Here is a 14,604-nt window from a genome sequence, read left to right as displayed (position 1 = left end):
GGAGCAGAGGCCATGCGGCGACGGCGCGGCGACGGCGAACGGCACGGGATGCCGCGACACGTGTCCACCGCGCGCCGCCCACGACTGCTGCCGCGGATCGCGGCCGCTGTCGCCTCCGCGCTGGTCGCGATCACCGTGCTCGTCGGATGCGGCGCAGGGGATGCGGGTGCCGGCGCGCGGTTCGTGACCTCTCCGCTCGTCCGCTACAGCGCGGTGCTGTGGCCCTTCCCCCTGGAACTGGTGGGCGCCGAGCCGGGGGCGCGGCTGCGCCTGACCGCGCGCCTCGCCACGGCGCACGGAACGTGGACCTCCGCGGCGACCTACACGGTCCCGGCGTCGGGGACGCTCGATCTCGCGTCCGCCCGGCCCCAGCTTGCGCCGTTCACCGAGCCGGACTCGGCGGGGCTGTTCTGGACGCTGCGCGGACCGCAGCTGTCGGGCGAGGCTGCTGCCCGGCAGTGGATGCGGGACACCATCCGCGTCACCGTCGCGGCCTCCGACGCGGGCCGGGTCGTCGCCTCCCGTTCGTTCGAGCTCGACGGGCTGGCATCGTCCCTGGCGGCGCGCACGATCTACACGCGCGATCTGCGGCCGGCGATCGATCCGCGCCTGCCGCGGCAGACACACGAGGACGTCGCACTCGCCACCTTCTACAGCGCCGCGAGCCTGGAGCACCCGCAGACGCCGGTGGTCCTGATGTTCGACGACGCGCGGCCGGGCGCGTCCGGAGACTACGTCGCCCCGGTGATCGCGCAGTTCGGCGCCTCGGTGCTGCGCATCCCGGTCGCCGCGGCGGCGGACGGCGTCCGCTCGACCGGCATCGTCGCGGACACCACAGTAGAGGCCGTGTTCGACTGGCTCGCGGAGCGCCCCGATATCGAGCAGGACCGCGTCTACCTCTACGGAACAGGGGCGGCCGAACAGCTGGCCGTCTGGGCGGCGACCCGTTTCCCCTCCCGCATCCACGGCTTGTTCGTGGCCGGCGGTTCGCCTGCACTGCTGTGCCTGCCGGCGGCACGGGTGGCCCCGGTGTTCGAGGACTCGTCCGGCCTTCCCTGCCTCTCGGACGCGGGAACGGTCGTCCCCACCGCGGTGCCGTCCATCGCCGGCGTCGACGGACCGGTCGTCCTGGCGTGCGGGACGCAGGACATCACTCTGCCCTCAGCGTGCGCCTGGCAGCGCGCCCTGGCGGCCACCCGAGAGCCGCGCCCCGGTGACAGGACGATCTACGCCGACGGGGCGACGCATCCCGTCAGCGTGCCGCCGGGTCTGCCGATCGACCTCCCGGCGGTCGGTGGCCAGCCGACCGAGAAGGCTCGCATCGCGTTCTGGAACGCGGTCGGCCGCGACCTGCTCCGGGCGGTGCTGGGATGACCGCGCGCATACCCGTGAGACGGCTGCTGCGGGTCGCGGTCGTCGCAGCGGTCGCGGCCCTCGTGCTCTCGGCCTGCGCGACGGGCCCGGGAGCGGGCGCGCGGTTCGTCTTCAGCCGCTTCGGTGACGGGATCACAGAGCCCGTCGGCATCCAGGTCGTCGGGCTGCAGCCGGGCGAGCCGGTCGTGCTCACCGCGCGGGCGCGCTCCAACGCCGGAGCGTGGTCGTCGCGGGCGGTCTACGCGGTTCCGCCCACGGGGACCGTCCGCCTGTGGTCGCAGGAGCCGACGGCCGCGCCCTACCCGCGCCCGGACAGCTCCGGTCTGCTCTGGAGCCTGACCGGACCGTCGCTCAGCCAGCAGCAGCTGGAGGCGCAGTGGGTGTACAGCCCCCTCGATGTGCGGTTCTCGGCGGAGCAGGCGGGACACCAGGTGGCCTCCGGCGAACTCCACCGCGCGCCGCTCTCGGCGGGGACGATCAGCCGAGACCTGCTGGGAAGCGACCTGATCGGCACCGGCGACCCGGAGGCCAGCGGCCTCGCGCCGACCGCGTCGGTCGGAACACTGGTCGACTCCGTGCCCACGCCGGTCGACCTGCGCCCCGGCGTCATCGTCATCGACGGAGACGACGGGGGAGCGTCGGGGGCGTTCGTCTCGCGCCGGATCGCGTCGGCCGGTTTCCCGGTCGTCGTGCTTCCGGCGTTCGTCCCTGCCGGACGTATCCCCGGATCCGCCGCGCTCTCGGTCGAGACGTTCGACGCCGTGCTGACCTGGTTCTCCTCCCTTCCCGTCGTGGACGAGGGACGCATCTTCGTGTACGGCACCGGTCGTGCCTCGTCGCTGGCCCTCTGGTTCGCCGCGAACGACCCGGATCGGGTCCACGGCGCGTTCGCCGCGAGCGGGGCGACGGCGCTCCAGTGCACGTCGTCCGCCGGCAGCCCGCTGCTCATCCAGCACGGGAGGGCGCTGCCGTGCGCCAACCCGGAGCGCACGATCGCGGGCACCGACATCCTTGCACTGCAGCGCATCAGCGGACCGCTCGTGCTCGCCTGCGGCACCGACGACCGGCTGCTGCCCACGGCGTGCGACTGGACGCGCGCGGGGGAGCAGGCGCGCGGCGACGAACCGGGGGACGCCTTCCTCTACGCCGACGGCGCCGGCCACGACATCACCACCCCGCCCCTGCTGCCCATCGGACTGAGCGACCTGGATCCCGCGACGGCGCAGGCGACGGAGCAGGCGCGCGCGCAGTTCTGGCAGGTCGTGATCGCGAAGCTGGCGGGGGCGATGCGGCCATGAGGCGGCCATGAGGCGAGCGGTGGTGGGCGTGGTCCTCGCGCTGCTGGTCGCATCCCTCGCCGGCTGCGTCGGGGTACCGGGTGCCGGCGGACCGCGCGTCGAGGTCAGCGAGGAGCCGAGCGGCGTCTGGAAGCCGGTCCACATCCGTGTCGTCTCGCTGCCGCCCGGTGGACGAGTGACGGTTCGCGCGACGGCGCGATCCGGCTCTGCGGTCGGCGAGCGGTGGACCTCGCAGGCCGTCTACAGCGTCCCGTCCTCCGGTGTCGTCGACCTCGACCACGACGTGCCCGCGGAGGCCCCGTTCGGCGGAGCGGACGGGATGGGCCTGTTCTGGACGCTGCAGAGCGAGTCGGGTCGCGAGGCGAACTCCCCTCAGGTGTGGGGCGGATCGACGATGACCGTCGACCTGGAGGCGGTCATCGACGGACGTCGTGTCGCCGCCCGCCGCCTGCATCGGGTCGGGCTGACGTCGGTGGCGCCGTCGCGCGCCGTGTTCGACGACGGCATCACGGGCGACTACTTCCAGCCGGCGTCCGCCTCGGCGGCGCCCCGCCCGGCGGTGCTCGTCTTCGACGGGACAGAGCCGGATGTGCAGACCGGCGTGCTTTCGGCGGCCACGCTCTCCGCGATGGGGTACCCGGCGCTCGCTCTGTCGACCTACGGATCGGCGGGCCAGCTCGGACCGGTCCGCGTCCTCCCGGCCGAGCGCGTCGTCGCCGCCCTGAACTGGCTGCGCGCGCAGCCGGGTGTGGATGCGCGGCGCGTGTTCGTCTTCGGGACCTCGCGCGGCGCGCAGCTCGCCCTTTGGACCGCGGTCGCGCATCCCGAGCTGGTCTACGGCGCCATCGCGCCCGCCGGGACTACCGGGCTGGTCTGCCCGTCGCCCGTGCCCGGTCCGGCGATCACCGTCGGAGGCTCGTGGGTGCCCTGTCTCAGCGGCACTCATGTGGTGACGCGGGCGGCCGTGCTCGATCTGGACCGCATCCCCGGTCCGGTGGTCCTGGGATGCGCGGGCGAGGACGAGCAGCTCGGGAACGGCTGCCGGTGGCTCGACGTCGCCGCCGAGGTGCGGCCGGCGCGCGGGGGAGACGCGTACCTCCGGGCGCCGAAGGCGACGCACACCTTCTACCTCCCGCCGTACACGCCGCTCGACCTGCCCGCCGCGCCGCAGGCGCAGCCGACCGAGGACGCCCGGGTAGCGCTGTGGTCGGCGATCGGCCGCGCCCTCAACGTCCGCGGCCCGTGATCGCCCGCGACCCAGCCGAATGTCGGCGGCGGTGAGTAGCATGTGTGAGTGGTAACCGCCCTGTATCGCCGCTATCGGCCCGACACCTTCGCCGAGATGATCGGCCAGTCTCAGGTGACGGAGCCGCTGATGACGGCACTGCGCACCAACCGGGTGAATCACGCCTACCTGTTCTCGGGTCCCCGCGGTTGCGGCAAGACCACCTCGGCCCGCATCCTGGCGCGCTGCCTGAACTGCGCGGAGGGGCCCACCGACACCCCGTGCGGGAAGTGCGCCAGCTGCATCGAACTGAGCCGCGACGGCGGCGGCTCCCTCGACGTGGTCGAGATCGACGCGGCCAGCCACAACGGCGTCGACGACGCGCGCGACATCCGCGAGCGTGCGATCTTCGCCCCCGCCCGCGACCGCTACAAGATCTTCATCCTCGACGAGGCGCACATGGTCACGCCGCAGGGCTTCAACGCCCTGCTGAAGATCGTGGAGGAGCCGCCGGAGCACGTGAAGTTCATCTTCGCGACGACCGAGCCCGAGAAGGTGATCGGGACGATCCGCTCCCGAACCCACCACTACCCGTTCCGGCTCGTCCCTCCCGCGCAGATGCTGGAGTACGTGCAGAGCCTGTGCGACAGCGAGGGCATGACGGTCGCACCGGGAGTCCTCCCGCTGGTGGTGCGTGCGGGCGGCGGTTCGCCGCGCGACACGCTCTCCCTGCTCGACCAGCTGATGGCCGGGTCCGAGGGAAGCGCCATCGACTACGAGCGGGCGGTCGCCCTCCTCGGCTACACGCATGCCGCGCTGCTCGACGACGTGATCGACGCGATCTCGGCTCGGGATGCGGCGGGCGCCTTCGCGGCGGTTGACCGCGTCATCCAGACCGGTCAGGACCCGCGGCGGTTCGTCGAAGACCTGCTGGAGCGGCTGCGCGACCTGATCGTGGTCGCCGCCACGAGCGTCGAGGGGGCGGCGGCCGTGCTGCGCGGCGTCCCGCAGGACGAGCTCGACCGGATGGGCGTGCAGGCCATGAAGTTCGGCGCCGCAGAGCTGAGTCGTGCCGCCGATATCGTGAACGCCGCGCTCACCGAGATGACCGGCGCGACATCGCCGCGGCTCCACCTCGAACTCATGATCGCCCGCGTACTGGTGCCGTCGAGCGACGAGAGTGAGCGCGGTGCGCTGGCCCGTGTCGAGCGGCTGGAGCGCCGCGTCGGCGTGAGCGACGCCATCGGCTCCGAGCCCGGTCGTGCCGAGTCCGGTCGGACGGAACGTGTGGCCGCCGAGCGCGATGCACCGGCCGTAGCGAGCTCGGCTCCGTCTCGTGAGCCGGCCCGTGCCGCGGCCCCCGCGGCTTCTTCGGCTGCGCCGGCGACGCCTTCTGCTCCTGCGCCCGTCGCATCCGTTGCGGCTCCCGATGCTGCCCCGGCAGAGCCGGTCGCCGAGGCGGAGGCCGCCACGCAGGCCGCCACGGCCACGCCGTCGGCCGACGAGAAGCCCGTAGCGGCTCCGGCCCCGACAGAGCAGCCCTCCGCGACCGCCGCGTCGCAGGCTCCGGCGGCACCCGTCGGTCCCGTCACCACCCAGCAGGTCAAGGACGCCTGGCCGCAGATCCTCGACGCCGTGCAGCGTGCCAAGCGCAGCGCCTGGATGGTCGTGTTCACCGCGCAGGTGCGTTCGCTGAGCGGCGACGTCTTGTCTCTGTCGTTCCCCAGCGACAACGATGTCCAGAGTTTCCGGCAGCCCGACGCAGGCGGCGCCCCGGGCGTCAGTGAGTACCTGCGTCAGGCGATCGTCGATGTCCTCGGCATCCGCGTGAAGTTCATCGCGAAGGCCGACTCGGCTCCCGGGTCCGGTGGATCGCCCCGCCCCTCCGCCGGCGCGCCCGCCGCGCCTGCGGCCGAGACGTGGCCGGGTGGCGCCCGAGAGGCGGCGCCGGCCGGCCCCACTGCATCCGCTCCGGGCGTCTCCGCCCAGGCCGGCACCGGCTCTCCGCGGTCGACCGAGCCCGACGCCGGGTCCTCGGGCTCGGCCGCTCCGACCGCCGCCACTCCGGCTGCTGTCGTCACCGAGTGGGCGACCGTCACCATCCCCTCGTCGAGCGAGACCGCTGAGGCGGCCGCGACGGTGACCTCCGCCGTGGTCACCATGGAGCGTCCGGTCGCGCCGTCCGCAGCACCTCAGGCACCCGCGCCTGCCGCCGCTCCGCCGAGCGCCCCAGCGCCGGAGGAGCCGCCGTTCGACGACGTCCCGCCGCCCGAGATCGAGCCGCCGTTCGAGCCGCCCGTCCCGGAGGAGCCCGCGGGCGACTGGGCCGCCGCCCCGTCCGCTACGGTCGTCGCTGCTCCGCCGACGACACCGTCGGCGCAGGCCGCACGCAGTGCCCAGAGCGCGTCGTCCGGCGACGCCGCACGCGGCGCGCGTCCGTCCTCCGCCCCGGCCGCGGGTTCCCGCACGCCGACCTTCCAGCAGCCGCAGCGCTACGGCGAGGCGGTTGTCCGGGAGATCCTGGGTGCCACCTTCATCGAGGAGCAGCCCGCACCTCCGACCCCGGGGATGAGGTAGCCGGTGTACGAAGGCATCGTCCAGGAGCTGATCGACGAGCTCGGGCGGCTGCCGGGCATCGGCCCGAAGTCCGCTCAGCGCATCGCGTTCCACATCCTGCAGACCGAGACGTTCGACGTCACCCGCCTCGCGGAGGTGCTGCTCGAGGTGCGCGACAAGGTGCGCTTCTGCGAGATCTGCGGCAACGTGACGGAGGAGTCGACCTGCTCCATCTGCCGCGACCCGCGCCGCACGCCGACCCTCATCTGCGTGGTCGAAGAGGCGAAGGACGTCGTGGCGATCGAGCGCACCCGCGAGTTCCGCGGGCTGTACCACGTGCTCGGCGGGGCGATCAGCCCCATCGACGGTGTCGGACCCGACGACCTGCGCATCCGCCAGCTGATGCAGCGGCTGGCGGACGGCACGGTCCAGGAGGTGATCATCGCCACCGACCCGAACCTGGAGGGTGAGGCGACGGCCACCTACCTCAGCCGCCTGCTCACCACGCTCGAGATCCGCGTGACGCGGCTCGCCTCCGGTCTGCCGGTCGGCGGAGACCTCGAGTACGCCGACGAGGTCACCCTGGGCCGCGCGTTCGAGGGCCGTCGCCAGGTCTCCTGACCTCGCCCGGCCTGACCACCTCCGCCCGGCCCCCACCTCCGCCCGCTGCCCACCTCCGGCCAGTCCCCACTCCCGCGGTGCAGAACGGAGGAGTTCACACCTCCGCGGCCGGGCATGGACCTCCGTTCTACGTGGATCCCGTCCATCTCGCGCGCAGACTCCTCCCTTCCGCATCACGTCGTGCCACGTCCGGAACGGAGGAGTCCCCACCCGCCACGCCGTGTGCCGCTTCTCAAAGGAGGAAGACGGCTCCGGAACGCCCCGCGAACTCTTCCGTTCGGGCACACCGCACGCACACCTCCTCCGATGACCTCCCCTGTCAACAGGTGTCGTCACATGAAGGAACGGTCATATCCCGATCGGTAGGATGGGAAGCCCGTGAGTTCAGGAGAGTCTGTGGCCCTCATCGTCCAGAAGTTCGGCGGTTCGTCCGTCGCGACAGCTGAGAGCATCAAGCGCGTCGCGAAGCGCATCGTCGAGACGCGCAAGGCCGGCAACGAGGTCGTCGTCGCCGTCTCTGCGATGGGCGACACGACGGACGAGCTCATCGACCTGGCGCACGAGGTCACCCCGATCCCCGCGCCCCGCGAGCTCGACATGCTTCTCACCGCGGGCGAGCGCATCTCGATGGCGCTGCTCGCGATGGCGATCAAGAGCATGGGATACGACGCCCGTTCGTTCACCGGCAGCCAGGCCGGCATGATCACCGATGCGCAGCATGGCTCCGCACGCATCGTCGACGTCACGCCCGGCCGCATCCAGGATGCGCTGACCGAGGGCGCCATCGCGATCGTCGCCGGATTCCAGGGGTTCAGCCGGGAGTCGCGCGACATCACCACCCTCGGCCGGGGCGGGTCCGACACGACGGCCGTCGCCCTCGCCGCGGCCCTCGGCGCGGAGGTCTGCGAGATCTACACCGACGTCGACGGCGTCTTCACCTCCGACCCCCGGCAGGTCCCGCTCGCCCGCAAGATCGACCGCATCACCAGCGAGGAGATGCTGGAGCTCGCGGCCGCCGGCGCGAAGGTGCTGCACATCCGCGCCGTCGAGTACGCACGGCGACACAACGTGACGCTGCACGTGCGCTCGTCGTTCTCCAACAAGGAGGGCACGTATGTCCTCAATGAAGCAGCGGCCGCCGAGGCCGCCAAGAAGGATGGAACCGTGGAAGAGCCCATCATCTCCGGCGTGGCCACCGACCTGAGCGAGGCCAAGATCACCGTCGTCGGCGTGCCCGACGTGCCCGGCAAGGCCGCGCAGATCTTCAAGATCGTCGCGAAGGCGAACGCGAACGTCGACATGATCGTCCAGAACGTGTCCGCTGCGGCCACCAGCCTCACCGACATCTCCTTCACCCTGCCGAAGTCGGAGGGCCAGCGCGTGCTCACCGCCCTCACCGCCGAGCGCGACGAGGTCGGCTATCAGTCCCTCCAGTACGACGACCAGATCGGCAAGCTGGCCCTGGTCGGCGCCGGGATGCGCACCAACTCGGGGGTCTCGGCGAAGCTCTTCGAGGCGCTCTACGACGCGGGCATCAACATCGAGATGATCTCCACCAGCGAGATCCGCATCTCGGTCGTCACCCGCGCCGACACGGTGGCTGAGGCCGCACGCGTCGTCCACACGGCCTTCGGGCTCGACGGGGATGAGAAGGCCGTCGTCTACGCCGGCACCGGCCGGTAGTTCGCACGCCGAACGGGAATGGCCGCGCGACCGGCGCGGTTGACCACACGAAACGACCCAAGGGGCTGACATGACCGAGTTCACCGATTTCGACAGCAACGGCGTCCGTCTGGCCGTCGTCGGCGCGACCGGCCAGGTGGGCGGCGTGATGCGCCGGCTGCTGGAGGAGCGCGCGTTCCCGGTGAAGAGCATCCGCTTCTTCGCCTCCTCGCGCTCGGCCGGCACGACGCTGCCGTTCAAGGGCCAGGAGATCACGGTCGAGGATGTGGCGACCGCCGACGTCTCCGGCATCGACATCGCGCTGTTCTCGGCGGGTGCCACGGGCTCCAAGGCGCACGCCCCCCGGTTCGCCGAGGCGGGCGCCATCGTGATCGACAACTCGAGCGGCTGGCGCATGGACCCGGACGTCCCGCTCGTGGTCTCGGAGGTCAACCCCGACGCCATCGCCGACGCGCGCAAGGGCATCATCGCGAACCCGAACTGCACGACCATGGCGGCAATGCCGGTTCTGAAGCCGCTGCACGACGAGGCCGGCCTGTCGCGTCTCGTGGTCAGCACCTACCAGGCGGTCTCGGGCTCCGGTCTCGCCGGTGCCGAGGAGCTCGCCGAGCAGGCGCGTGCCGCGATCGCCGACGAGCACCTGCTCGACCTGGTGCACGACGGCTCGGCGGTGACGCTGCCCGAGCCGGTCAAGTACGTCCGCCCCATCGCCTTCGACGTCATCCCGCTGGCCGGCTCCATCGTCGACGACGGGTTCAATGAGACCGACGAGGAGAAGAAGCTGCGCAATGAGTCGCGCAAGATCCTCGACCTGCCGGGTCTCCTCGTGAGCGGCACCTGCGTGCGCGTCCCCGTGTTCACCGGTCACTCGCTCTCCATCAACGCCGAGTTCGAGAAGCCGATCAGCCCCGAGCGGGTCGCCGAATTGCTGGCCGACGCCCCCGGCGTGCAGCTGACGGACGTCCCGACCCCGCTGCAGGCCGCAGGGAGCGACCCCAGCTTCGTCGGACGCATCCGCGCGGACGAGGGTGCGCCGGAGGGCCGCGGCATCGCGCTGTTCATCAGCAACGACAACCTGCGGAAGGGCGCGGCGCTCAACGCGGTGCAGATCGCCGAGCTGGTGGCCGAGCGCCTGACGAATCCTGTCACCGCCTGATCGACTCGGGCCATTCGCCGGCCGAGCGCAGTTATCTCGATATCGAGATAACCGCGCGGCGGCGGACCGCGTCTGCTCGCGCGGGCGGTCTGGTCGTCGCCGCATCATAGGATTGTCGGGTGAGCAATTCTCCCATCGACGTCGTCCTGATCGGCGGCGGCATCATGAGTGCGACGCTGGGGGCCATGATCCAGCGTGTCCAGCCCGACTGGAGCATCCGCATCTACGAGCGCCTGGGCGAAGTGGCCCAGGAGTCGTCGAACCCGTGGAACAACGCCGGCACCGGCCACGCCGCCCTGTGCGAGCTCAACTACATGCCCGAGGCCTCCGACGGCACCGTCGACCCCGCCAAGGCGATCAGCATCAACGAGCAGTTCCAGCTCAGCCGGCAGTTCTGGGCGAGCCTCGTGGCCGCCGGCGACCTCCCCGAGCCGCACACCTTCATCAACTCCACGCCGCACATGACCTTCGTGCGCGGCCGTGACAACGTGCGCTACCTCCGGAAGCGCTACGAGGCGCTGAAGGACCAGCCGCTGTTCGCGGGGATGGAGTACTCCGAAGACCCCGCGGTCATCGGCGAGTGGACCCCGCTGCTGACCAAGAAGCGCAACGCGAAGCAGCGCATCGCAGCGACCCGGCAGTCCTCCGGCACGGACGTCGACTTCGGTGCTCTGACGCGTGCACTCATCGACAACTTGATCGAGAACGGTGCAGAGCTCGCTCTCAATCACACCGTCCGCAGCATCAAGCGCACCAAGGACGGCCTCTGGCGGCTCAACGTCAAGCACGAGGTCGGCAACACCCCTCACGTTGCGACCGCACGGTTCGTCTTCGTCGGCGCAGGCGGCGGCGCGCTGCACCTGCTGCAGAAGTCCGGCATCCCCGAGATCAAGGGCTTCGGGGGGTTCCCGATCTCTGGTCAGTTCCTGCGGACCACGAACCCGAAGCTGGTCGCCCAGCACCAGGCGAAGGTCTACGGCAAGGCCGCCGTCGGCGCCCCGCCGATGTCGGTGCCGCACCTCGACACCCGTGTCGTCGACGGCCAGGCATCCCTGCTCTTCGGCCCGTACGCCGGATTCAGCCCGAAGTTCCTGAAGACGGGCTCGTGGTTCGACCTTCCCGGCTCCGTCCGCCCCGGCAACATCGGCCCGATGCTGGCCGTCGCCCGCGACAACTTCGACCTCATCAAGTACCTCGTCGGCGAGCTGCTCGCCAACCGCGCGAAAAAGCTGAAGGCTCTGCAGGAGTTCATGCCGACCGCGAAGATGGAGGACTGGGAGCTCATCACCGCGGGCCAGCGCGTACAGGTGATGAAGAAGGATGCCAAGAAGGGCGGGGTCCTCCAGTTCGGCACCGAGGTGGTCGCGGCGGAGGACGGCTCGATCGCCGGTCTCCTCGGAGCCTCGCCGGGCGCGTCCACCGCGGTCCCCATCATGGTCGACCTGCTGAAGCACTGCTTCCCCGACCGTTTCGGCGACTGGCTTCCGACGCTGAAGGAGCTCATCCCGACGGTCGGCACGACGCTGAACGACCGCCCGGACGAGGCCAAGCGGGTGCTCGACACCACGGCGGAGACCCTGCAGCTGCAGCAGTAGTCCTCTGGACGCGTCCTCTGGACAATAGCGTGGACGACCTGTTATGGTCGTCCACGCTATGAAGTGAGAACCTCCTGACGTCCCGCGCCTGAGGCGCCGTCGATGTGAGTGAGGACCCTTCGGTCGCTGCGCTGCCCGGTCAGGCACCTGGGCGCTCCGGCGCCACTCACGACGGAGATCGCCCGGCGGGAAACCGCTCCTCGTGGAGCGCCCGGAAAGGCGGTTCCCCATGCCAACGATCACTCTCACCCCGCTTCGCGCTGAGGGCGTCTCGGTCGCCTACGGCGATCGTCGCGTGCTCACCGACGTCTCCCTCACGGTCGGACCCGGCACCCGGCTCGGCCTCATCGGCGAGAACGGCGCGGGCAAGTCCACTCTGCTGCGGGTCCTGGCCGGCGCCGAGGCGCCCGACGCGGGCTTGCTCACGCGGCCGGAACGGACCGGCTTCCTCTGGCAGGAGGTGCAGTTCGAGCCCGGTGACACCCTCGCGGCGCTGATCGAGCACGCGCTCACCGACGTTCGTGCGATCGAGCGTGAACTCGAGGAGGCGGCCTCCGCGCTCGGCTCCGGCGACCCGGCCTCAGACGCACGTTATGACGCCGCCCTCGCGGCGGCCGAGCGCGCCGAGATCTGGACCGTCCGCCGTGACGAGTTGCTCGACGGACTCGGTGTCGGTGGTATTCCGCTGTCGCGGACGCTGGGCGAGGTGTCCGGCGGTCAGCGCAGCCGGTTCGCGCTCGCCGCTCTGCTCCTCGCCCGCCCGGAGGCCCTGCTGCTCGACGAGCCGACGAATCACCTGGACGACGAGGCGGCGTCCTTCCTGGAGCGACAGCTGCGGGGATGGACGGGACCCGTCGTGTTCGCCAGCCACGACCGCGCGTTCCTCGACGCGGCGGCCACCAGCCTGCTCGACCTCGACCCCGCGCGCTCGGGCACCACGGTGTTCGGCGGCGGATACAGCGCGTACCTGGCAGAGAAGGAGGCGGAGCGCGCGCGATGGGAGAAGCAGTACGCAGACGAGCAGCACGAGCTCAAGGAACTCGAGCGCGCCGTTGACGTGACCGCGCGATCCATCGCCTGGTCCGGGAAAGTGCGCGACAACGACAAGTTCGCGAAGGCGTTCAAGGGCAACGCTCTCGATCGCCAGATCAGCCGGCGCATCCGCAACGCGGACGGACGGCTGGAGGAACTGCGCGCCGGTCAGGTGCGCAAGCCGCCGGCTCGCCTGGAGTTCGCGGGCATCCCGTCGGGGTTCCAGGTGCTCGGCGACGGATCGGGGCTGCTGGTCCAGGCGCGCCAGGTGCGCATCCCCGGGCGTCTCCAGGTCGACGAGTTCGCCGTGGGGGCGTCCAGCCGCATCCTGGTCACGGGCGCGAACGGGGCGGGCAAGTCGACGCTGCTGTCCGTGCTCGCCGGTCGCCTCGAACCCGCGAGTGGGGCCGTTCAGCGTCGGCGCGGGCTCCGCGTCGGACTGCTGGAGCAGGATGTGCGGTTCACCGACCTGGCGCTCTCGCCGCGCCGGATCTACGAGGCGACGGTCGGGGAGCGGAGGGCGGAGGCGGTGCCGCTCACCTCGCTCGGGCTCGTCGCCCCGCGCGATGCCGAGCGGCCGGTCGGCGCGCTGTCCATCGGTCAGCAGCGCCGGCTCGCGCTGGCTCTGATCCTCGCCCGCCCGCCGCATGTGTTCCTGCTCGACGAGCCGACCAACCACCTCTCCCTGGCGCTCGCGACGGAGCTGGAGGATGCGCTGGGCGCCTATCCGGGCGCGGTCGTGGTCGCGAGCCACGACCGCTGGCTCCGCTCCGGCTGGAAAGGGGAGACGGTGCACCTTGCTTAAGATTCGAACATATGTTCGAATGGAGGCATGCGCTGGAGTGGTCAGGAGTTGTCGGTCGATGAGCCGTCCGCCCTGCCCGGGCTTGCGCGGCTGAACAATCTGGTGCGCTCCGTGCGCACCCCCGACTTCGCCGGCATCACGTTCCACGAGGTGCTGGCGAAGTCGGCGCTCAACCGCATCCCGGGTGGCGGAGGGCCGATGCCGTTCGGATGGACGATCAATCCGTACCGGGGGTGCTCGCACGCCTGCGTGTACTGCTTCGCGCGGCCGACTCACACGTACCTCGACCTCGACTCCGGCAAAGACTTCGACAACGAGATCATCGTCAAGGTGAACGTGGCCGATGTGCTGCGCAAAGAGCTCGCCAAGCCCAGCTGGGGTCATCATCCGGTGGCTCTCGGCACCAACACCGACCCGTACCAGCGGGCGGAGGGGCGATACGGGCTGATGCCCGGGATCATCGACGCGCTCGCCGACTCGGGCACGCCGTTCAGCATCCTCACGAAGGGGTCGCTGCTGCGGCGCGATCTCGACCGACTCGTTGAGGCGAACAAGCGTGTGCCCGTCGATCTCGCCATGTCGATCGCGGTCTACGACGACGACCTGCAGCAGTCGGTCGAGCCCGGCACTCCGACCACCAAGGCCCGACTCGCGACGGTCACCGCGGTGCGCGAGCACGGCCTGGACTGCGCTGTCTTCCTGATGCCGATCATCCCGTACCTCACCGATACACGCGCGCACCTCGACGAGGCGCTGCGGCAGGCGAAGGAGGCGGGCGCAACTTCCGTGCTCTATTCGGCGCTTCACTTGAAGCCGGGCGTCAAGGAGTGGTTCTACCTGTGGCTCGGGCGCGAGCATCCCGAGCTGCTTCCGCAGTACCGGCGCATGTACGGGCGAGGAACTTATGCGCCGCAGGAGTATCGTCGATGGCTCGCCGGGCGTATCAAGCCTCTGATCCGAGCGCATGGTCTGGAGCGCGGTCGCGAAGATCCGATGACCGGCGGCGTCCGCTCCAGCGCGCTCGGGATGCTGCGCGACGACGAGGGAGAGCGGCAGCTGGTGGGCTCTGCTGTGCGTGCGACGGGGTCCGCCTCGGCGGGATCCGCTCCGCGCTCTGCCGGATCGGCCGCGTCGCAGGGAGAGGCGCCGGACGCGGCGTCGATCGTGAGTGCATCCCTGACCGGATTGGGGGTTCAGCCGACCCTGTTCTGAGAGTGGTCCTCTCCGAGTCAACTCCACAGCGACATCGTGCGGTCGCG

Annotated in this window: 10 protein-coding genes; all 10 read left to right on the top strand. The window is 71.0% G+C overall.

Annotated features, from left to right (window positions below; all coding sequences use genetic code 11):
* The first annotated feature begins 12 nt into the window (after nucleotides 1–12).
* The 10 genes from ACF1AJ_RS09310 to ACF1AJ_RS09265 all read left to right on the top strand — a co-directional run bounded on the left by ACF1AJ_RS09310 (nucleotide 13) and on the right by ACF1AJ_RS09265 (nucleotide 14,557).
* Nucleotides 13–1,374: an acyl-CoA thioesterase/BAAT N-terminal domain-containing protein gene (locus tag ACF1AJ_RS09310; protein WP_391507061.1), complete on the top strand. Its 1,362-nt coding sequence runs from the start codon at nucleotides 13–15 to the stop codon at nucleotides 1,372–1,374.
* A complete protein-coding gene (locus ACF1AJ_RS09305; RefSeq protein ID WP_391507060.1) occupies nucleotides 1,371–2,672 on the top strand; it encodes an acyl-CoA thioesterase/BAAT N-terminal domain-containing protein in 1,302 nt (433 codons plus the stop codon). Before ACF1AJ_RS09310 ends, ACF1AJ_RS09305 begins: the two co-directional genes overlap by 4 nt.
* 7 nt (nucleotides 2,673–2,679) lie before the next feature.
* Nucleotides 2,680–3,918 (top strand): acyl-CoA thioesterase/BAAT N-terminal domain-containing protein, encoded by a 1,239-nt coding sequence (locus tag ACF1AJ_RS09300; RefSeq protein WP_391507059.1) that lies wholly within the window; start codon nucleotides 2,680–2,682, stop codon nucleotides 3,916–3,918.
* 48 nt (nucleotides 3,919–3,966) lie between these two features.
* Nucleotides 3,967–6,474, top strand: coding sequence for a DNA polymerase III subunit gamma and tau (locus tag ACF1AJ_RS09295; RefSeq protein WP_391507058.1), 2,508 nt, complete (start codon nucleotides 3,967–3,969; stop codon nucleotides 6,472–6,474).
* A gap of 3 nt (nucleotides 6,475–6,477) precedes the next feature.
* Nucleotides 6,478–7,074 carry a recombination mediator RecR gene (recR, locus tag ACF1AJ_RS09290; RefSeq protein ID WP_391507057.1) on the top strand — a complete coding sequence of 199 codons (597 nt, stop codon included), beginning with the start codon at nucleotides 6,478–6,480 and terminating at the stop codon, nucleotides 7,072–7,074.
* 396 nt (nucleotides 7,075–7,470) lie between these two features.
* Nucleotides 7,471–8,757 carry an aspartate kinase gene (locus tag ACF1AJ_RS09285; RefSeq protein WP_018189922.1) on the top strand — a complete coding sequence of 429 codons (1,287 nt, stop codon included), beginning with the start codon at nucleotides 7,471–7,473 and terminating at the stop codon, nucleotides 8,755–8,757.
* A 70-nt stretch (nucleotides 8,758–8,827) separates the two neighbouring features.
* Nucleotides 8,828–9,913, top strand: coding sequence for an aspartate-semialdehyde dehydrogenase (locus ACF1AJ_RS09280; protein WP_309856885.1), 1,086 nt, complete (start codon nucleotides 8,828–8,830; stop codon nucleotides 9,911–9,913).
* Nucleotides 9,914–10,032: 119 nt separating this feature from the next.
* On the top strand, nucleotides 10,033–11,508 hold the full coding sequence (locus ACF1AJ_RS09275) for a malate:quinone oxidoreductase (RefSeq protein ID WP_391507056.1): 1,476 nt from the start codon (nucleotides 10,033–10,035) through the stop codon (nucleotides 11,506–11,508).
* Nucleotides 11,509–11,737: 229 nt separating this feature from the next.
* Nucleotides 11,738–13,345 (top strand): ABC-F family ATP-binding cassette domain-containing protein, encoded by a 1,608-nt coding sequence (locus tag ACF1AJ_RS09270; protein WP_391507055.1) that lies wholly within the window; start codon nucleotides 11,738–11,740, stop codon nucleotides 13,343–13,345.
* A gap of 27 nt (nucleotides 13,346–13,372) precedes the next feature.
* Nucleotides 13,373–14,557 carry an Rv2578c family radical SAM protein gene (locus ACF1AJ_RS09265; protein ID WP_391507054.1) on the top strand — a complete coding sequence of 395 codons (1,185 nt, stop codon included), beginning with the start codon at nucleotides 13,373–13,375 and terminating at the stop codon, nucleotides 14,555–14,557.
* Nucleotides 14,558–14,604: the final 47 nt, after the last annotated feature.

The organism is Leifsonia sp. NPDC014704 (assembly GCF_043083605.1).
In the GTDB taxonomy this organism is placed as follows: domain Bacteria; phylum Actinomycetota; class Actinomycetes; order Actinomycetales; family Microbacteriaceae; genus Leifsonia.
The sequence above is the reverse complement of the archived record's forward strand: the minus strand, read 5'-3'. Positions and strand labels throughout refer to the sequence as shown.